The sequence below is a fragment of the Acinetobacter dispersus genome, from assembly GCF_009884975.1.
In the GTDB taxonomy this organism is placed as follows: domain Bacteria; phylum Pseudomonadota; class Gammaproteobacteria; order Pseudomonadales; family Moraxellaceae; genus Acinetobacter; species Acinetobacter dispersus.
On sequence record NZ_CP041970.1, the window covers coordinates 615,437 to 633,953 of the forward strand.

Sequence of the window (18,517 nt, forward strand, 5' to 3'; positions counted from 1 at the left end):
CATGATCAAGGAAATTTATATCGCAGGTGAATGGCGATTAGGTAAAGGCGCTACGATTCAAAGTTTATTTCCAGCAGATCAATCGGTGAATGCTGAAATCTCAACGGCGAGTCTGGAAGATGTCAATGAAGCTATTGAAAAGGCAGATGCGGCTTGGCGTAAAACCGAGTGGCGCAACAGCATGCCGCATGAACGTGCCCGTATTTTATATAAAGTAGCAGACATTATTGAAGCGCGTGTAGATGAGCTTTCAAAGTTGCAAACTCGTGATAATGGCAAGCCATTGGTTGAAACCCGTGCCTTGACCATGAGTGCAGCTGCAACAGCGCGTTATGTAGCAGCAGCCTGCGAAACCTTGAATGATGAGCTGACCACGCAACGTGCCGCAGATTTCATGACCATGAGCGTGCATGAACCAGTGGGCGTGGTCGCTGCAATTACCCCGTGGAATTCACCGATTGCCAGTGAAGTACAGAAATTAGCACCTGCACTTGCGGGTGGTAATGCGGTGATCCTAAAACCTGCGGAAGTGACTTCCTTGATCGCATTGGAGTTAGCCAAAATCTTTGAAGAAGCAGGTTTACCGAAAGGCTTACTCAGTGTATTGGTCGGACGAGGTTCGGTGATTGGTGATGCGATCGTGAAGCATCCTTTGGTACGTAAAATTTCATTTACGGGTGGAACCACTACGGGTCGTCATCTGGCACATTTAGCAGCTGATAAATTGATCACGACCTCTTTGGAGCTTGGTGGAAAATCACCAACGATTGTATTGCCAGATGCAGATATTGAATTGGCTGCAAAAGGTGTGGCTTACGGTATTTTCAGTTCGGCTGGACAAGCCTGTATTGCAGGTTCGCGTCTGTTTGTACACAGCAGTATCTATGATCAATTCCTCAGTCGTCTGGTTGAAATCACCAAAGGGTTACGTGTTGGACATCCTGAAACAGCAGGCGTACATCTCGGGTCTTTGATTAACCCGAAGCATTTGGCTTCTGTCGATGACTATGTACAGCTCGCGAAACAAGAAGGTGGTCAAGTCCTTGTGGGTGGTCATGCCTTAACAGAAGGTGAGTTTGCCAAAGGTAGCTATTACTTGCCAACCATTATCACGGGCTTAAGCAATTCAGCACAAACCTGTCAGGAAGAGATTTTTGGCCCTGTGCTGGTGGTGATGAAATATGACGATGAACAAGATTTGCTTGCACAAGCCAACGACAGTTGTTTTGGTCTTGCCGCAGGCATCTGGACTGAAAACTATCGTAAGGCATGGCAAATTGCCCGTGCTTTAGAAGTCGGTACGGTCTGGATCAATACGTATAAGAAATTCTCGATTTCTGCGCCATTTGGTGGCTTGAAAGAAAGTGGTATCGGGCGTGAAAAAGGTCGTTTAGGCATTTTGTCTTACATGCAACAAAAAAGCATCTATATGGGATTAAGCGAGCAGCCAAATCCTTGGGCGAATTAATACATTCATGGAATGAACAGTTTTTGAGGAATATACAAATGACAGAACGTGTAAATGTCGGCGAAGCGATCGCCCGTGTTTTAGAAGCACACCAAGTAGACAGTATTTATGGCGTGATCTCGATCCATAACTTGCCGATTGCTGATGCAGTGGGTCGCCGTGAAAAAATCCGTTTTGTGGCGGCACGCGGTGAAGCAGGTGCAGTCACGATGGCAGATGGTCACTCACGCTTTAAAGGACTCGGTGTGGCGCTCACCAGTACGGGCGCGGGTGCAGGTAATGCCGTCGGTTCACTGATTGAAGCGATGAATGCAGGCAGTCCTGTTTTACACTTAACTGGGCAAGTTGAGCGTGAATATTTGGATCGTGATGCCAGTTTTATTCATGAAACCAAAGATCAACTGACCTTCTTACGTGCATCGAGCAAAGCTGCATTTCGTATCACCAGCCCTGACAATGCGGTGGGTGTGATCCGTGAAGCGATTCGTGTAGCTACGACAGTACCAATGGGGCCAGTCAGTGTTGAGTTACCGATTGATGTACAAGCAGCAGAAATCGATTTGCCGCTGAACTTGGGCCCAGTAAAAGCCCTTGAATTACCACAGGCTGAACAGGTCGAAGTTGACTTAATCGTTGAAGAACTGAAAAAAGCCAAACGCCCAGTATTTTGGATCGGTGGTGGTACGTTGAATAGTGTCGCAGAAGTCAAAGCCATTGCTGATCTCGGCATTCCTGTGGTGTCATCAACACATGCGCGTGGCGTATTGGCAGATGATCATCCGCGTAGCTTAGGCGCATTCCATAACTCGGCTGGCGTTGAGCAGTTGCTCAAAGATGCTGATCTATTGGTGGTAGTCGGTTCACGGTTACGTAGTAATGAAACCAAAACCTATTCAGTGCAATTCCCCGACAATATTATTCAGATCGATGCCAATCCTGTGGCACAACAGCGTAATTACAAAGTGCGTAACTTCATCTGTGGCGACGCCAAAGATGTATTACAACGTGTATTGATGGGCTTGCAAGGTGTCTCCAAAGTCGATGCGGAATATGATGCGGCTGTGGTTCAGGCTAAACAGGCTGCGATTGATGCGCTTCGTACCCAATTGGATCAATATGCCTTGATCTGTGATCACTTACGCGCCGCATTACCGCAAGATGGCATTTTTGTACGTGACATTACCATGTCAGGAAGTACTTGGGGCAGTCGTTTATTCCCAGTGCAGGCACCAAACCAGAATATTCATTCTCTAGCAGGAGCTATTGGTCTAGGTCTGGCGACTGCGATTGGTGCTTCCATTGCCAACCCTGATAAAAAAGTCATTGGCTTGGTCGGTGATGGTGGTTTGATGTTAGGCATCGGCGAAATCGCAACCATGGCGCAAGAAAATACCAATATGGTGTTGATGATCATGAATGATGGTGGTTATGGCGTGATGCGTGGTATCCAAAAGAATTACTTCGGTGGTCGCCAGTATTTCAATGAATTGCATACCCCAGACTATAAAGTTTTAGGCGAAGCAATGGGTGTGAAGAGCTGGAAAGTGGGCAGTGCTGATGAATTCAAGACCGTGATTCAGGAAGCTGTTGCATTCCAAGGGCCAAGCGTGATTGAGCTGGATATGCATTCAATTGGGCCATTGAACTTCGCGGGTCCACCACAGAAAAAATTGTACTAATCTCACTGAGCATTGGCAGTCCGTGCTGATGTGAAGACCGTTTTATGGGCAAATTTTTTTGCTCATAAAACGATAAAAACTATGTTTCATAGGTAAAACAAAAAAGCTAACCAACAGGATCGTTGGAACAAAAACCAAGGAATCAAGAGATGAAAAAGACCTCTATAGCCATGCTATTTGCTGCATTTTATTTGGGTACCACATCCCATGTTTTTGCGCAAAGCTCAGCCCTAGAATGGAAAAGTGAAGATGGAACGGATTCGGTAAAATTGGGTGGCGTGGCGCGACTCAACCAACGTTATGAAAATTGGGAAGGACCCAATGGCGGTTTTGGAAAACTGTATTTTGATATTTTTCGGGTGGATTTAAAAGGCAAGTTTGACGACGCTTATTTTAATGCCAGTTATCTGTTTCAGGATCAAGAGAAACGCTCGATTGAGAAAGCTTATGTCGGCTATAACCTTGATCAAAATAATAGTATCGAAGCAGGTTTTGTCTATAAACCTTTTGCAATCTATCCATATCCACAGAATGGCTGGACCTATCATATTCCATTCTTCCTCGGCTATGGCAATAACATTGCACCAGGTTTGAACTGGAATTTTAATAACAAGGATTGGGATATCAAACTGGGCTATTATCCGCAAATGCTGGATACCAGTCTGCGCTACTCACCTGAAAGTGCCACCTATGATGATTTGGCCGATAATGCGTTTCCAACCCAAAAAGCCTATCAAAATGAAAAGCGTCATCAATTTAACACGCGCATCGTACGTAAATTAGAAACAGATTTTGGTAAGCAAGAATTTGGTGTGTCGGGTGCTATTGCGCAATTGCATAATAAAAGCACTGATAAGAACGGCCAATATTATGCGGTCGGTCTACATACCGATAATAATTACAAACGCTTTAATTTACAAAGTTCTGTGATTCATTATCAATATGATGCCAAAAACCCAGATGGGGTCAGCAATGATGTGACTTTGATGGGCAATAATGGCTTTACCCCTGCCTATTTCATTGCTTCGGAAGCCACCGTTGCCAGTTTAAACCTTGCTTATACCTTGCCTGTACAGGACATGGGTAAACTCAAAGCCATCCGTTTCTATAATGACTATAGCTATATGGACAAGAAACGTGATGACTGGTCGGCTTCACAAATGAATACCACAGGGATGATGTTTATTGCTTCCCCATTTATGGTGTGGGCTGATTATACCTGGGGTAAAAACTCCAATATTATTGGTGGGGCTTCCAATGCCACAGGTTATACCTCAACCGTTTCGCCGTATAGTGACCAATGGCTTTACCGCATCAATTTAAATATTGGATTTAGTTTCTAAATTTCCAATTGGTACTTTTTTAGAAGGAGTGAGTCATGCCCATGATTCACTCTTTTTGCTTTTGAGAAGTTTTTAGCTGAGATGGCTTTTTCGATATTCTGATGGAGTCAGGTGTTCCCATTGTTTAAAGGCACGGCTAAAAGCACTCTGTTCGGCATAACCGAGTAGCAGTGCAATTTCAGTGAGAGACAGCTCTGATTTGACCAAATAGCTTTTTGCTAGTTCTACACGAATGCTTTTAACCAGATCGCTGTATTGCAAATTATAGCTAGTCAGCTTGCGATAAAAGCTTCTTAGCGACAGATTCATCTGTTTGGCAATATTCTCAGCAGAGGGTTCACCAATCTTGAGCATACTAACGATGAGTAGCTGTAAATCTTTTAAGAAAGTATCAGGATTGGGAATGCTCTTGAGCAGTGCTTCTGCCTGCTGATCTAATAGTTTTTTAAGATGCGGATCACGACTTGGAATGGGCAGATGCAGGATTTCAAGTGGTAGCCATAATCTTAATACATCTGAATCGAAACTGACGGAGCAGCCATACACTGCTGCATAGGGTGCGATATCAACAGGTGCAGGAGCAGAAAATTCGATTTCTAAAGGGCAAATCTCAGGTCGCTGCAAGATCTTACGGATGGTACTCAATACGCCTGAAAGCAGCACTTCATTCGAAAGTTGAGAGTTTTTATGTACCACAGGCGTCCAGCACATACAAAAGCGATCTTCTTTTTGCACAATCGAAAATGAAGCCGAGTTTTGCAACAGTGGTTGGAAATTCTTAAAACAATTCAGAAAGCTGATCAGGTTCGGACTGGATAATGCCAAGTAACCTAATATATGGATATGATGAGGTTCTGAGAGTTCACCAATATAATGTCCTAACACAGGCGTTGGATGTTGCTGATAGATGTGTTCAAGCAGACTCCACCATTTATGTAAGGGCATTCTCGATTGATTGGCATACTGTTGGGTGAGTTCATTGAGTTGATTATTCGAAATATTGTGTTGCTGTAGATACTTGTCGATGAGTTCTAACAGAACCGATGGAATACTTGGAATTTCAGTCATAATTGTTCTGCTCGTTTCGAAGTCAAATCCTTTAACCCAATTACAGATAAATCATCGCAGCGATCACGTTGTTGATTTACGTTTTTATCTTAGCCGATGCAATTTAAAATTTTTGTATCATCAAAGGACAGAATCATGCGCTTTGATCTCAAAATCTCTTATTAAGAATCAATAAAATAAGCCATAATTTCATCATAACTCTTTCATTTGACTTTGGTTATTTCAAGCTGGCATCCACGGTCAAGCCTTTATAGCTGAATCTCATTATTTTCCATAGATATGTCTTTTAATCCATTTAAAAAAGGATTGAACGATTCTACTGACAAGGTTTTATCAGTTTGGAGTGGGAAATGTCAGATTTAAATCAAGTTACTGTTGTGGATGATTATGCTCTGGATGTTGTGATTATTGGTGCAGGGTTTTCAGGCATTGCAGCAGGAGTAAAGCTTCAGAAAGAAAAAATGAATAATTTTATTATTATTGAGAAATCAAATGAGGTGGGTGGTGTTTGGCGAGAGAATACCTATCCAGGTTGCGAGTGTGATGTACCATCTTCTATTTATTCTTATTCATTTGCACCGAATCCGAATTGGAGTCATATTTTCGCAAAACAGAAAGAGATACAGCAGTATATTAAAGATGTCGCAAGACGCTTTAACATGGATCAGCATATTTTATTCAATACCGAGCTACGTCAAGCTGCTTGGTCACAGCAGCAACAAGCTTGGCTGATTGAAACCAGCAACGGAACATATAAGGCAAAATTTATCTTTTTTGCCACAGGTCCTCTAAGTGAACCCACCACACCTGATGTGATTGGTTTAGATCATTTTCAAGGACATATTTTCCATTCTGCACAGTGGGATCATTCAGTTGATCTGAGTAACAAGCGTGTTGCCGTGATTGGTACAGGTGCATCTGCAATACAGATTATTCCGGCGATTCAACCCATTGTGAAGCAACTGTATGTGTTTCAACGAACGGCACCATGGGTAATTCCAAAGCCCAATATGGTCATTAACAATACCTCCAAAAATGTACAGCAAAAAGTACCATTTACCCTGAATTCCATCCGTAAATTGACCAGTGTTTCCATGGATATGTTTAGTTCAAGTGTCAACCAACCGCAAACCTTGGAGGTCTTAGGCAAGGGCTTGATTCACTGGATGCATTATCAGATTCAGGACCCTATTTTACGCGAGAAAGTCAGACCAAAATTTACGCTGGGCTGCAAACGGATTTTATTTTCAAATACTTATTATCCTGCTTTGGCAGCCAAAAATGTGGAACTGATTGATCAAGGCGTGAAGGAAGTCACGGCAAAAGGTATTTTGGTAGATGGTCAAGAAATTCCCTTGGATATTATTGTTTGGAGTACAGGTTTTGAGGTAGCCAAACCACCGATTGCCAAACGGATTATGACCAAAACGGGCGTGTTGCTGGATGATGTCTGGCAAATCAATACAGTACAGGCCTATAAAGGCTGTGTGGTGAAAGACCTGCCCAATGCCTTTATGTTGCTCGGACCGAATAGTATTAGTTATAACTCCTTAATCAGTGCTGTTGAAAACCAGATTGATTATGCAGTGAAAGCGATACGTTTTGTATTGGACCATCATTTAAGCAGCTTTGAAATCTCCGCCTTTGCCGATACTCAATATAATCAAAAGTTGCAAAATAAACTGAATGGCACTGTATTTAATCAAGGTGGGTGCGCAAGTTATTATCTAGACAGCAAGCAAGTGAACGTTGCCAATTATCCATGGACCATGCAATACATGGAAAAGGATATGGTTGAATTTGATAGTGATTGTTATACCTTCACAAGTAGATGATATTGAAAGGCCTTATATTGAGATAAGGCCTTTTTACATTGTTTAGCCCAAAAAAAAGGCACTGAATAAGTGCCTAAAAAGAGGAAAGTTTCAGATTCAAGACATTAACAGGCGCGGAGTTTAGTTAAGGCTTTTACCGCAGGAGAGTGATTTAACACCTGTAATGCTTTGTTGGTATCTCCTTCATGATAAGGGTGATAGTTCGGTTTAACCCAGTGTCTTAAGCTAGAAATCATCGCGAAAAAACTCGGCACTTGTTTACTGCGTGCATGTTCAATGGCGGTATGTCTTAATGCCCGAATAAGCCCGTAGTTTTTATAAGGATCTGCATGCTGGTCTTGTTGTGCCAGCTTCTTAAAGCAATGATAAATGGCAAAGGTGAATAGAGGAGCAACGGCCAGCATAATCATTTGGCGTTGCAGGTAGGCAAAGGCTTTGTTGTTTTCGCCACATAAATGCATATATAAATCGAAAGCCACACTTCGATGCTCAACTTCTTCTGCCAAATGCCATGTCATTAAATCAGACATCATTTCATCAGCAGTTTTATTTTGCCATGGTTGATCATCGAGACACCATGTGCCTAACATCGTCGTGAAATGTTCAACTGCAGCGGCGATACCGACGCGAATGGTAAGCCAACGGTACTCTAGGGAGCTGGAAAGGTTTAAGCCCAAAGGCGCTGTATTGATTTGTTTAAAGATGTTGTCTAAAGATATAAGAAACCCATCGATGTCATAGTCATAATGGCGTAAATATTCTTGGGCTACCTTGTGTGCAGAGGCGTGATGCGCTTCCTGATGCACAAAACCTTTTACATCGGCACGTAATTTTTCATCTTTGACGTAGGGAAGTGCTTCATTAAAAGAGCGGCACATCCACAGTTCACCTACGGGCAAAATAAGATGAACAGCATTAATTAAATGGGTAGCAAAAGGATTGTCATAGATCCAATGCTCTGGCGTATTACTGAAATCGAATTGCACGCGACGTTGTTGCAGATAATGATTTTCGAGTCGTTGTTGGGGATGCATAACACTTCTCCTTAGTTCACGGCATTCATAAAATAATGGCTGAGTTGCTCGGCATTTTGAGCAGGAATCCAATGTGTTGCATTCATATGGACTTCTTGATATTTGCCAGTAAAAAACTGTTTATTCAGTTCGGCACTTTTTTTACCGATGGCGATATCTTTATTTCCCCACACAAACAGGGTAGGTACTTTTACTTTTTTAAAGCTTGAACGAATCGGTGCCAAAGGCATACTTCGATACCAATTAATGGCTGTGCCAATACGGTTTTCCTGAATAAAATGTTGGTTGAAGTCGATGATTTGCTCGGCACTCATGCCAGAATTTTTTAACAACAAATGACTGAGTGATTTCGCTCGTTTAAAGAGTAGTTCAGGAATAAAAGGCAGTTGGAAAAAGCCGATATAATATGAGGTGAAGATTTGGGTACTGCTGAGCATCGACTTTAAAAATGCGCCTGTATGTGGCACAGAAACTAAAGTCAGATGCTTTACCAATTCTGGATAGTGCAGTGCTAACTCACAAGCAACGATCGAACCCCAGTCATGACCAATGACGTATACAGGCTTTCCTAACAAATCAATGAAAGCTTTGACATCGGCAACCAACTCATCAATCGAATATTGGAAACGGCCTTTTGGAGCAGCGGTTAAGCTATAACCACGTTGTTCAATGGCAAAGGTGCGGAAGTTATGTTGATTGAGGATTTCACTGGTTGCTTGCCAACTTTGTACAGTTTCTGGAAAACCATGTAAGAGAATAACGGGGTTTCCATCCATGGGACCAGAATCAATCACATTAAAAATCAGGTTATTACGACAATATTGGCGATATCGTTTCTCAGTCTGTTTTGCCATGCTGACCTACTTATCAAAGATGTCTATTTCAATTGATAGTAATCAGCGCTATTGGCACAGTCTTGACAGTAGAGGATAGGATTTAACTTCTTGTGCCATGACAGCAGCTTTTGGCACATCAAGCATATTGCTTGGCATTTAAAGACAGTTATTCGCTGTTTAATTTGCGTTTAATTGATGGTTTATCCGTTGTTGTTATTCAATTTTTGATTGGTCAAAGCGCTGTTGAAGTACAGCGGTCATACGTTGCAGTAATTTTGAGATAAGACCATCTTTGTCCCACGCATAGATTGAAACAGTCATGCTGGGTGCCTTGCCTAAAGGAAGGTATTCACGAACTCGATGGCCTTTTGTTGTTGCAACAGGCAAGAGTGATAAACCTAAACCTGTTTCAACGCCAACCAGTACACTTGCCAAGCTGTTACTGGTAAATGCGATATACCAATGTTTACGTTCGCGCTCAATACGTTCGAACATTTCCTCACGGTATAGTCCACCTTGTGGGAAGGTCACCAATGGGATTGGGTCAGTCCATTGTTTGCTGTGATCGATGCTTTCAAACCATGCAATTTCTTCTGGAAATGTTGCATGGTGATCAGAGCTTGCAGCCATTTCTTTGACAACCACAATATCAAACTGTCCGCTGCGATAGCGTTCCATGAGATCACGGCTTAATCCTGCTGTTACATCCAGTCTGACAGTACGATTTTCCTTACTAAATGCGCTCAACGCCAAAGCCATGTCGGTATTCATTATATCTTCTGGCAAGCCGATTCGAATCGGAATGGTACCTGCTGGATCACCTAGAATATTTTCTGCCTCTTGTTGCAAGGCTAAAATCCGCCGTGCATAACTAATTAAATATTCACCTGAGCTTGTGAGTTGTAAGGGCCGTGCATTTCGATCAATTAATTGTTTGCCTACGGACTCTTCCAATCTGGCCAGTTGTTGACTGACCGTGGATTGAGTCATATGCAAGCGTTCAGCAGCTAAGGTAAAGCTACCAGCTTCGAAAATAGTAACGAAGGCTCGGAGTAAGCGTGGATCAAACATAGACAGCAACCTTTGCACACACGGGGGTAAGCGATTTGAATGATTTAACTATTCATAATCTTAATACATTTGATTAATTAATTTAATTTTTAAATATCAATAAATCTGATTATCCTAGGCGCAATTGTTCATTTAATCCACTTGTCTAGGTAAATCCTTGGAGCTTGTATATGCACAAATCATTAATGTCAGCTGTATTTACACTAGCGGTGACGGCATGTAGTCATGCAACTTCGGGAGATCCTATACAAGAAGATGCCTTACATACTGCTGCTGCGCGCAATGATGTGGCTCATATTCAACAATTACTCGCTAAAAATATTCAGATTGATGCACGTGATGCTTCAGGCTCAACCGCTTTAATGATCGCAACACGTGCAAACAATGTTCATGCTGCACAATTCCTGATAGATGCGGGGGCGGATGTCAATGCCAAAGATCGAATTCAAGATAGTCCTTATCTTTATGCTGGCGCGCGTGGCTATTTAAAAATATTGAATATGACTTTGAAGCATGGTGCTGATCTAAAAAGTACCAACCGCTATGGTGGTACAGCGTTGATTCCAGCAGCTGAACGAGGGCATGTGGATACTGTACGTACGCTGATTGCAGCGGGTATCGATGTTGATCACATTAATAACCTAGGGTGGACGGCTTTATTGGAAGCGATCATTTTAGGTAATGGCACTCGACCGTATCAACAGATTGTCGATTTGCTGATTGCAGCAGGAGCCAATGTCAATATTGCTGATGGTGATGGCATAACGCCGCTTGAACATGCACATGCTCGTGGCTATACACATATTGAGAAAGCATTATTAGCCGCAGGTGCGAAACCAAAATTTATGGAACATTAAGATGGAACAAGCAACAGATTTTCTACGTCAGGCCATTGAATTGGCCTATCAAAATTGTCAGCAAGGAGGCCGTCCTTTTGCTGCGGTAGTTGTGAAAGATGGAGCTGTTATTGCCACAGGTGTGAATGAGATTTTAAAAAGCAATGACCCGACAGCACATGCCGAGTTACTGGCAATACGTACTGCAAGCCAACGTTTAGGTACAGCCAATCTTGAAGGCTGTGCCGTATTTGCCAGTGGGCATCCTTGTCCGATGTGTATGGCTGCAATGCGTTTAGCTGGGATTCAGGCGGTGAGCTATGCATATTCGAATGAAGATGGTGCACCGTTTGGGTTATCAACAGCAGCGATTTATGCTGATCTTGCTAAACCGTTTGCAGAGCAGTCGATGAATATTCGCTATATTCCAGTCCGAATAGAAGAAAAACCAGATTTATATGTTTACTGGAAATCCACGACCTAAGCGGTGTGATGGGAAAAGACGAATATGCAAAATAACCGAATATTTTTGGTGACAACGGTTGCCTTGGTTGGATTAAACCTTCGACCATTTATGACCAGTGTTGGGCCTGTTGCCAATCAGATTCGAACAACAACTGGTCTGAGTTTACAAGGCATTGCACTCTTAACGCTGGTGCCGATGTTGCTGATGGGACTAATCGCCTTTGTTGGTCCTGTCATACTCAATGCGGTAGGTGAGCGTCGTGCCATTCTCAGTGCTTTGGCAATGATTTGCTTGGGCTGTGCATTGCGTTTTCTTGTCGTAAATGGATGGACTTTAATATTTACCGCCGCCATCGTCGGTTTTGGTGTGGCTGTTGTTCAAGCGGTTTTTCCAAGTTTGATTAAAAGAGAGTTTCGAGATCACCTTAGCCCAATGATGGGGCTGTACTCAGCCATGCTGATGGGTGGTGGGGCGCTCGGTGCTGTTATTGCACCTGTTGTTTCGAATAGCAGTGAAAGTTGGAACATGGGTCTGTCCATTTTTGCTGTTCCAGCATTACTTGCCATCGTCTTTGCTAGTTGTTTTTTGACAAAAACCTCACATCAATCTAGAAAAATCCCTGCCGTAAGTGTGCTGTTAAAACAACCACGAACTTGGTTGCTCATTTGTTGTTTTGGCTTAATTAATGGGGGCTATAGTTCGATTGTTGCGTGGCTTGCACCTGCATTTCAAGCGCATGGTTGGACTGCTACTGCTAGTGGAAATTTGATGGCTGTGCTGACGCTGAGTCAGGCAAGTGCCGCATTGGTTCTACCGTATTTATCGCGTAAGAACAAAGATCGTCGCGTTTGGATTGCTTTCACCCTGATCTTACAATTGATTGGTTTTGCTGGATTGGCTTTTGTACCAGATACTTTTCCTTATGTTTGGGCGATAACCGTAGGTATGGGATTGGGTGGCTGTTTTGCTTTATTGATGATTGTAGTTCTAGACCATTTACCTGATCCTGCGCATGCGGGGCAGCTTTCAGCCTTGATGCAAGGTGGTGGTTTTCTGCTTGCAGCAATTGCACCGTGGTTAGTTGCCGTATTGTATGGTATGACTGGGACTTATGCATCAGGCTGGATTTGGCATTTGAGTATGGTGCTTGTCGTGGCAATGCTTATGATCAGGCTTGATCCGGTACATTATGCGAAGGTGATTGGGGTAGAAAAATAAAAGTAAATGTCTTGCCGAGCAGAAAAGAGACCTGTCTTAAAACGTAATAATCATTAAGTTCACAAGATAATCCGAAAAATCAAATAAAGTGTGACATTTATTGTCACGTAGACAGGGCTGTATAGACATTGAATCGTTTTTTTGAGTAAAATATGCAAAATTTAATGAAATGTTCTATAAATAATGTTGGCTAATATATTTCAGGCCTTGGATAGTTTGGGCCTTACAGCACAAAAACGTGCGATTCATATTCAATTTTCTAATCAAAATTTAAATTCGCAGGTTTTTCTGCAACGTATTGATGGTCAGCATCAACTCAATGATGGATTTAAGGCAGAACTGATTTGCCTATCGACCAATGCCACCATTCCACTAAAGCAATTTATTGGCAGCCAAGCTGCGATAGATAGCGTGACTGATCAAGGCCAGTTGACCCGTGTCACAGGCATTATCACCCAAGCCTTACAAGGACAATCAGACGGTAGCTTAACTTTATATAAACTGACACTCGAAGACCCAACTGCACTGTGGAAACAACGCCGTAACAGCCGCGTGTTTATGAACAAGAGCGTGCGCGATGTGGTAGAAGTTGTCTTTAAAGAATGGCAGAGCAAAAGCCCTTTATTTGCATCGAGCCTAACGCTTGACTTAAGTGGACTGAGTCAAGACTATGATGTCCGCCCATTCATTATGCAGTCTAATGAAAGCGACTATGACTTCCTCACCCGCTTGATGAGAAGTGAAGGGATTAACTGGTTGATTGATGAAGCCGAGCGCACAGTTCCTCTCAGCAGTGCCGCGATTCAGCCGCAAAAACTTCGTTTGATTGATGACAATAGCCAGTACCAAGCGTTAGAGCGTCGACAGATCCGTTATCACCGTAGCAGTGCCACTGAACAATATGACAGTATGACCAGCCTAGTTGGACAACGTTCATTACAGCCCAGTAGCGTGCATGTACAACGCTGGCAAGCCGATGCCTTAGAACAGGAAGATGGTGCAGGCAGTGTGCAAAGCACGCACAAACACAGTGATCAACATGACAATGCCAGTCTTGGTCTAGAACAGGCATGGCATTTTTCACCAGCATGGATGCAAGACCTCAATGGTGAAGACGGGGTAACCCAATCAGGCAATGCCCAAATTGAAAAACTGAATCAGAACTTGGGTCAATACTACGATTTACAATCTAAACAATTTACCGCCAATACCACCGTGCGCGATACCCATGTCGGCTACTGGTTTGAATTAGCCGAACATCCTGAAATTGATCAACACGATGGTGCAGACAAAGAATTCCTGATTACAGGCAAAAAATTTTATAATCAAAATAATTTACCTAAAGATCTACATCAACAGATCAACCAACTCTTAGCCCAAAGCAACTGGCAAATAAAAGAGAGTGACGAACGCCAAGCCAACCAGCTCACCCTGCAACGTCGTAGCATCAAAACCGTACCCGAATATAATCCATTACAACACCGTCCAACTGCTTCACCACAACGTGCCAAAGTGGTCGGACCAAGTGGAGAAGAAATCCATGTGGATGAATGGGGGCGAATTAAAGTTCGTTTCCTGTTTACTCGCAATGAAGATCACAGCCATGATGGTGGTGCAGGTGCCAATGACAACGACACTGATTCTGCTTGGGTGGATGTACTGACCCCTTGGGCAGGTGAAGGTTATGGGGCACGCTTCTTGCCCCGTATTGATGAAATCGTGGTGATTGACTTCTTTGATGGCAATATCGATCGTCCGTTTGTAGTAGGACGGATTCACGAAGCCCATCGTAGCCCAACCAAATTCGACAATGCAGGTAAGCTGCCAGACACCAAAAAACTGGCAGGGATCAAGTCCAAAGAAGTTCAAGGCGAAGGGTTTAACCAACTCCGCTTTGATGACACCATTGGACAAATCAGCGCACAACTACAAAGCAGCCATGCTGCCAGTCAACTCAATCTCGGAAAATTGAGTCATCCCAAAGACAAAGCAGAGAGCGAAGATCGAGGCGAAGGTTTTGAACTGCGTACCGATCAGTGGGGTGCAGTACGTGCAGGCGAGGGTTTATTACTTTCCACGCATAAACAGGATCAAGCGCAAGGTGAACATCTGGATGCTCAACCTGCCAAGCAACAGTTGGATGGTAATCAAAATAATGCAAAAGCCTTAAGTGAAGTTGCCAAGAATCAGCAAACTGATGAAATTGAATCCGTTGAACAATTGAAAACATTTGCAGAACAGATTCAAGAAAAAATCGCCCAGTTTAAAAAATCACTGTTATTACTTAATTCACCCGCAGGCATTGGCTTAAGCACCAATGAAGATATTCATTTATCTGCGGATGGCCAGATTAATCAGTTTGCAGGCGAGAGTATCAATCTAAGTACACAGAAAAACCTGATTACACATGCTCAAAACCGAATCAGTGTGTTTGCAGCACAGAATGGTATTAAGCAGGTTGCTGCCAAAGGTAAGTTTGAAGTCCAAGCACAGTCAGATGGCATGGATTTACTGGCCAAGCAAGGCATTCAGATTATTTCAACTGAAGATCGTATTGAGATCAGTAGTCCGAAAGAGATTGTGATCACAGCGGGTAGTTCCCAGATCAAGCTGAATGGGTCGGGGATTTTTCCAATCACAGGTGGCAAGTTTGAGGTAAAGGCGGGGCAGCATTTGTTTATGGGGGGGAGCCGCATAAATTGCCCATTACCATACTTGCCTGAAAATGAAAAACAAAAATATGGTCTATGGTTTGATGTTATGGATAAGCAAGGCAATAAATTAGCACATGGAACAGAGTATATTATTTTCGATGAAGCTGAGAAAGAAATTGCACGTGGAAAATTAGATAGAACAGGTTTAGTCAAATTAGAGACAAATGAACCGAATAAACAATATAAAATACATGTGGTAGTTTAAAAATGTTGAATGAAGTAGATGCTAATAAAGAAATTAAAGAGAAAGCTAATGATTTGTTAAAAAAAGCACAAGGAAAAGTGGGGCAGACTCCACCTGTGATTCCTGTACATATACCAATCTATACGCATAGTTTAACAATTTTCATCGGTGGTGCTGCGGATAAGTATGTGTTTACTCCGGGAGATGTTCCAATTGGCTGGGGAAAGTTTAGACCTATCGGACCAACATTTTTTGTTGGGAATTATGTTAATAAAAACTTTTCAAAAATAAAAGAAAATAGTAAAAATGCAGTCGTTAAATATTATGGCTATGAAGAAGCATATATATCAGCAGATCAAGAAATAACTGTAAATACAAATAAAAATAAAAAGTTAAATGCATTTAAGGATATAGAGTCTTTTTTGAAAGTTAATCCACAAACACAAGTTAATATTATTGGACATAGTCTTGGAGGGTGGAATGCAGCTGGCTTGGCTGAGGTATTGCATAAGAAAAATATATGTAAAGTAAACTTACTAATTACAATTGATCCTGTTGGTGAGATATTGTCAAAAATAGGAATTGGCTCAAGAACTAGTATTTATTATAGTCGACCAAAACCAGTGTTTAGATGGTGGATTAGTATAAGTTGTGATCCTAAAAGTTATGAATGGAATAATGATTTGATTGCAGATTTAGGAGGGCAATGGAGTGCTTATCCTAGTACTAATAGCTCTTATTATCACGTGACAAATTATAGTCATGCTGATTTTAGACAGATGATGCAAGAGAAAATTATTGGTAATTCAAGTGCCCAAGAGATTTTATCGAGAGAGTTAACCAAAATAAAATGAAAATTTTTCTATTAATATTAACTAGTATTTTCTTATCTGCATGTAACCCTTTAGAAAATAATGATAAGGAGGTGGTTGTCAATGACTTAAGTATAATTAATCTAACTTACTCTCATTTGGATGGGCTAAGTGGTGATGTATTTAAATTTGATGTAGTAACAAAAACAAATTTAAATAATTTTTATCAAAGAGAAAAATATAAATATTCACATTTAAAGTGTGATGGAGTTCAGGGTTATTTGGTTGTTGGTTCAGTCGCTATAGATGAGGGGCGAATTGAAAATGGAGAGTATATTTCATCAGGGTATTTTAAAGTTTGTGAAGATGAGTCAATGAATACATGTTTGGAAAAAAAACAAGTTGAGAATTTTCTAATTAAAGATGTTTCTTGTAAAATTGTTTTGGGGGGGCTTTTGCAAAAAAGTAAAATAGTAGCTGATAATATAATAATATCCAAGAATTCTATTATTAAAGCTGGTAAAGAAGGGTGATATAATATTATGTTGGAGTGATTTTATCTTTTTGATAAAGATATAGTGTAATATTAATTTTTTGTTTAGGAGGGTTTTTGAGGTTAACTTTGAAAATTTTAACTTAGAATCTGAGGTTTATAGCATTTCATTAAACACACTCCGTAAAGACCGACTTTATAGTTTAAGCGTTGTTTGTCAGCGTGAATTTCTTCATTTTCTTATGAGGTTAAACAAGGACGTACAACAATGAAAAAAGCACTGCTTCTCATGGGTTCAATAGGGATCTTGGCAAATATGCCAGTCTTGGCAGCCGATTTAAGTATCGGTGACCCGAAAACACAATCGGGTGAACTGAAACTGACGGGCGCTATCCGTACCCGCTATATCCATAAAGACTATATTGTCGAAGCCAATGAAGGCTCCAAAAATGATGACTGGCGACTAGCCGATATCAAGGCGGTCTTGAGTTATGAAAACCCAGACTGGATTGCATCGATGGATGTACGTTGCTACCAGTATGACCGCTTATGTGATGCACTGTTTTTAAAAGATGCTTGGGCAGGCTATAAGTTTTCAGATCAGCAGCGCGTGACAGTCGGTTTTCAATCGGTTGATTTCGGCTTTGGGCGACTGTGGGGCAATAGCTATTATGAAACTTTACTCAATACCGTGGGATTGGAGGACATCCAAAACCTTGGGGTGAAATACCAGTTTAAGGACAATCTGTATAACTTCATTCTCGGTTTTTACCCGACTGATGGTGGTAACTACAAAGGCACATCCAAAGATTCAAGTCGCTATAGCGGTAACTTTGTGCAGGCAGACGATCTGACGCAAGGTACCGATATTGATGAAAAGAATATGTGGGTGACGCGTTTATCTAGAAAGTTTGAGTTAGATCAATCTCAGAATTTCTCCACGGAAATTGGTGGCTCTTACTGGTATTCGGAATTGGAAAATAATCGCAGTAACCGAGACGGGCATCGTAGTACATGGAGTATCTTTAGCACCACCAATTATCAGGCATGGCAATGGTTGTTCCTGGCAGGCGAGCAGGACATTAAAAACGCAGATGATCTTTTGCCAAAAAGTTCGACCATTGGGGCATTTGACTATCCTTATCAAGTGGCCAACAAAGGCAAATATATGGCCAATGAAATTAACTACACCTTTGCCAAGCCTTTTCATCAGTTAGAAAATATTAAACCTTATGTGTCGTATAGCCGTTTTTATAAAGATGAATCAGGCTATCAAGATTCGGATCGCTTAATCGCAGGCCTATATTTTAACTATAAAAAAGTCGGCATACAGGGTGAATATATCTGGAGTCGCAATGACCCAATGACGGGCAGTGGCGCAGATGGCCTTGCGCAAGGTGACAGCAATCAATGGAATAAGTTGTTCTATTTATCGTTGGGTTATTATTTCTAAATCCAGC

General features: G+C 41.8%; 15 protein-coding genes. 11 read left to right on the forward strand and 4 right to left on the reverse strand.

Going from position 1 to position 18,517, the window contains the following annotated elements; genetic code table 11:
• The first annotated feature begins 1 nt into the window (after position 1).
• From FPL17_RS02555 to FPL17_RS02565, 3 genes are all read left to right on the forward strand, one after another.
• Positions 2 to 1,468 carry an aldehyde dehydrogenase gene (locus FPL17_RS02555; protein ID WP_159883001.1) on the forward strand — a complete coding sequence of 489 codons (1,467 nt, stop codon included), beginning with the start codon at positions 2 to 4 and terminating at the stop codon, positions 1,466 to 1,468.
• Positions 1,469 to 1,506: 38 nt separating this feature from the next.
• The gene (locus FPL17_RS02560) at positions 1,507 to 3,147 is read left to right on the forward strand and encodes a thiamine pyrophosphate-binding protein (protein WP_159883003.1); all 1,641 of its coding nucleotides are present in this window, start codon (positions 1,507 to 1,509) and stop codon (positions 3,145 to 3,147) included.
• A 149-nt stretch (positions 3,148 to 3,296) separates the two neighbouring features.
• Positions 3,297 to 4,490: a hypothetical protein gene (locus tag FPL17_RS02565; protein WP_159883005.1), complete on the forward strand. Its 1,194-nt coding sequence runs from the start codon at positions 3,297 to 3,299 to the stop codon at positions 4,488 to 4,490.
• Between the two features lie 72 nt (positions 4,491 to 4,562).
• On the opposite strand, the gene FPL17_RS02570 is transcribed toward FPL17_RS02565, so the two are convergent.
• Complete coding sequence (locus FPL17_RS02570) at positions 4,563 to 5,558, reverse strand: AraC family transcriptional regulator (RefSeq protein WP_151716120.1); 996 nt, start codon at positions 5,556 to 5,558, stop codon at positions 4,563 to 4,565.
• 350 nt (positions 5,559 to 5,908) lie between these two features.
• On the opposite strand from FPL17_RS02570, the gene FPL17_RS02575 reads away from it, so the two are divergent.
• Positions 5,909 to 7,393 (forward strand): flavin-containing monooxygenase, encoded by a 1,485-nt coding sequence (locus FPL17_RS02575; protein ID WP_159883007.1) that lies wholly within the window; start codon positions 5,909 to 5,911, stop codon positions 7,391 to 7,393.
• 104 nt (positions 7,394 to 7,497) lie between these two features.
• Here FPL17_RS02575 and FPL17_RS02580 read toward each other — a convergent pair whose 3' ends face one another.
• The 3 genes from FPL17_RS02580 to FPL17_RS02590 all read right to left on the reverse strand — a co-directional run bounded on the left by FPL17_RS02580 (position 7,498) and on the right by FPL17_RS02590 (position 10,334).
• Complete coding sequence (locus tag FPL17_RS02580) at positions 7,498 to 8,427, reverse strand: metal-dependent hydrolase (RefSeq protein WP_159883009.1); 930 nt, start codon at positions 8,425 to 8,427, stop codon at positions 7,498 to 7,500.
• A gap of 11 nt (positions 8,428 to 8,438) precedes the next feature.
• Positions 8,439 to 9,281 carry an alpha/beta fold hydrolase gene (locus FPL17_RS02585; RefSeq protein WP_159883011.1) on the reverse strand — a complete coding sequence of 281 codons (843 nt, stop codon included), beginning with the start codon at positions 9,279 to 9,281 and terminating at the stop codon, positions 8,439 to 8,441.
• Between the two features lie 195 nt (positions 9,282 to 9,476).
• On the reverse strand, positions 9,477 to 10,334 hold the full coding sequence (locus FPL17_RS02590; RefSeq protein WP_159883013.1) for a LysR family transcriptional regulator: 858 nt from the start codon (positions 10,332 to 10,334) through the stop codon (positions 9,477 to 9,479).
• A 170-nt stretch (positions 10,335 to 10,504) separates the two neighbouring features.
• Between FPL17_RS02590 and FPL17_RS02595 the strand changes: the two genes are divergently transcribed.
• From FPL17_RS02595 to FPL17_RS02625, 7 genes are all read left to right on the forward strand, one after another.
• Positions 10,505 to 11,191, forward strand: coding sequence for an ankyrin repeat domain-containing protein (locus tag FPL17_RS02595; protein WP_159883015.1), 687 nt, complete (start codon positions 10,505 to 10,507; stop codon positions 11,189 to 11,191).
• A 1-nt stretch (position 11,192) separates the two neighbouring features.
• The gene (locus FPL17_RS02600; protein WP_159883017.1) at positions 11,193 to 11,654 is read left to right on the forward strand and encodes a nucleoside deaminase; all 462 of its coding nucleotides are present in this window, start codon (positions 11,193 to 11,195) and stop codon (positions 11,652 to 11,654) included.
• A 24-nt stretch (positions 11,655 to 11,678) separates the two neighbouring features.
• Positions 11,679 to 12,854, forward strand: coding sequence for a cyanate transporter (locus tag FPL17_RS02605; protein ID WP_159883019.1), 1,176 nt, complete (start codon positions 11,679 to 11,681; stop codon positions 12,852 to 12,854).
• Positions 12,855 to 13,037: 183 nt separating this feature from the next.
• Entirely contained in the window at positions 13,038 to 15,773 is a 2,736-nt protein-coding gene (locus FPL17_RS02610; protein ID WP_159883020.1) for a type VI secretion system Vgr family protein, read from the forward strand.
• Between the two features lie 2 nt (positions 15,774 to 15,775).
• Positions 15,776 to 16,606, forward strand: a complete 831-nt coding sequence (locus FPL17_RS02615) for a lipase family protein (RefSeq protein ID WP_159883022.1) — start codon at positions 15,776 to 15,778, stop codon at positions 16,604 to 16,606.
• Positions 16,603 to 17,097 (forward strand): hypothetical protein, encoded by a 495-nt coding sequence (locus FPL17_RS02620; RefSeq protein ID WP_159883024.1) that lies wholly within the window; start codon positions 16,603 to 16,605, stop codon positions 17,095 to 17,097. Before FPL17_RS02615 ends, FPL17_RS02620 begins: the two co-directional genes overlap by 4 nt.
• Before the next feature lie 228 nt (positions 17,098 to 17,325).
• Positions 17,326 to 18,510, forward strand: coding sequence for a porin (locus FPL17_RS02625; RefSeq protein ID WP_159883026.1), 1,185 nt, complete (start codon positions 17,326 to 17,328; stop codon positions 18,508 to 18,510).
• Positions 18,511 to 18,517 lie beyond the last annotated feature (7 nt).

Bases quoted from the DNA above. Each gene is read 5' to 3' on its own strand.
- FPL17_RS02615 (WP_159883022.1), top strand. From the start codon at position 15,776: ATGTTGAATGAAGTAGATGCTAATAAAGAAATTAAAGAGAAAGCTAAT.
- FPL17_RS02560 (WP_159883003.1), top strand. From the start codon at position 1,507: ATGACAGAACGTGTAAATGTCGGCGAAGCGATCGCCCGTGTTTTAGAA.
- FPL17_RS02600 (WP_159883017.1), top strand. From the start codon at position 11,193: ATGGAACAAGCAACAGATTTTCTACGTCAGGCCATTGAATTGGCCTAT.
- FPL17_RS02605 (WP_159883019.1), top strand. From the start codon at position 11,679: ATGCAAAATAACCGAATATTTTTGGTGACAACGGTTGCCTTGGTTGGA.
- FPL17_RS02620 (WP_159883024.1), top strand. From the start codon at position 16,603: ATGAAAATTTTTCTATTAATATTAACTAGTATTTTCTTATCTGCATGT.
- FPL17_RS02590 (WP_159883013.1), bottom strand. From the start codon at position 10,334: ATGTTTGATCCACGCTTACTCCGAGCCTTCGTTACTATTTTCGAAGCT.
- FPL17_RS02575 (WP_159883007.1), top strand. From the start codon at position 5,909: ATGTCAGATTTAAATCAAGTTACTGTTGTGGATGATTATGCTCTGGAT.
- FPL17_RS02570 (WP_151716120.1), bottom strand. From the start codon at position 5,558: ATGACTGAAATTCCAAGTATTCCATCGGTTCTGTTAGAACTCATCGAC.
- FPL17_RS02595 (WP_159883015.1), top strand. From the start codon at position 10,505: ATGCACAAATCATTAATGTCAGCTGTATTTACACTAGCGGTGACGGCA.
- FPL17_RS02565 (WP_159883005.1), top strand. From the start codon at position 3,297: ATGAAAAAGACCTCTATAGCCATGCTATTTGCTGCATTTTATTTGGGT.
- FPL17_RS02555 (WP_159883001.1), top strand. From the start codon at position 2: ATGATCAAGGAAATTTATATCGCAGGTGAATGGCGATTAGGTAAAGGC.
- FPL17_RS02625 (WP_159883026.1), top strand. From the start codon at position 17,326: ATGAAAAAAGCACTGCTTCTCATGGGTTCAATAGGGATCTTGGCAAAT.
- FPL17_RS02610 (WP_159883020.1), top strand. From the start codon at position 13,038: ATGTTGGCTAATATATTTCAGGCCTTGGATAGTTTGGGCCTTACAGCA.
- FPL17_RS02585 (WP_159883011.1), bottom strand. From the start codon at position 9,281: ATGGCAAAACAGACTGAGAAACGATATCGCCAATATTGTCGTAATAAC.
- FPL17_RS02580 (WP_159883009.1), bottom strand. From the start codon at position 8,427: ATGCATCCCCAACAACGACTCGAAAATCATTATCTGCAACAACGTCGC.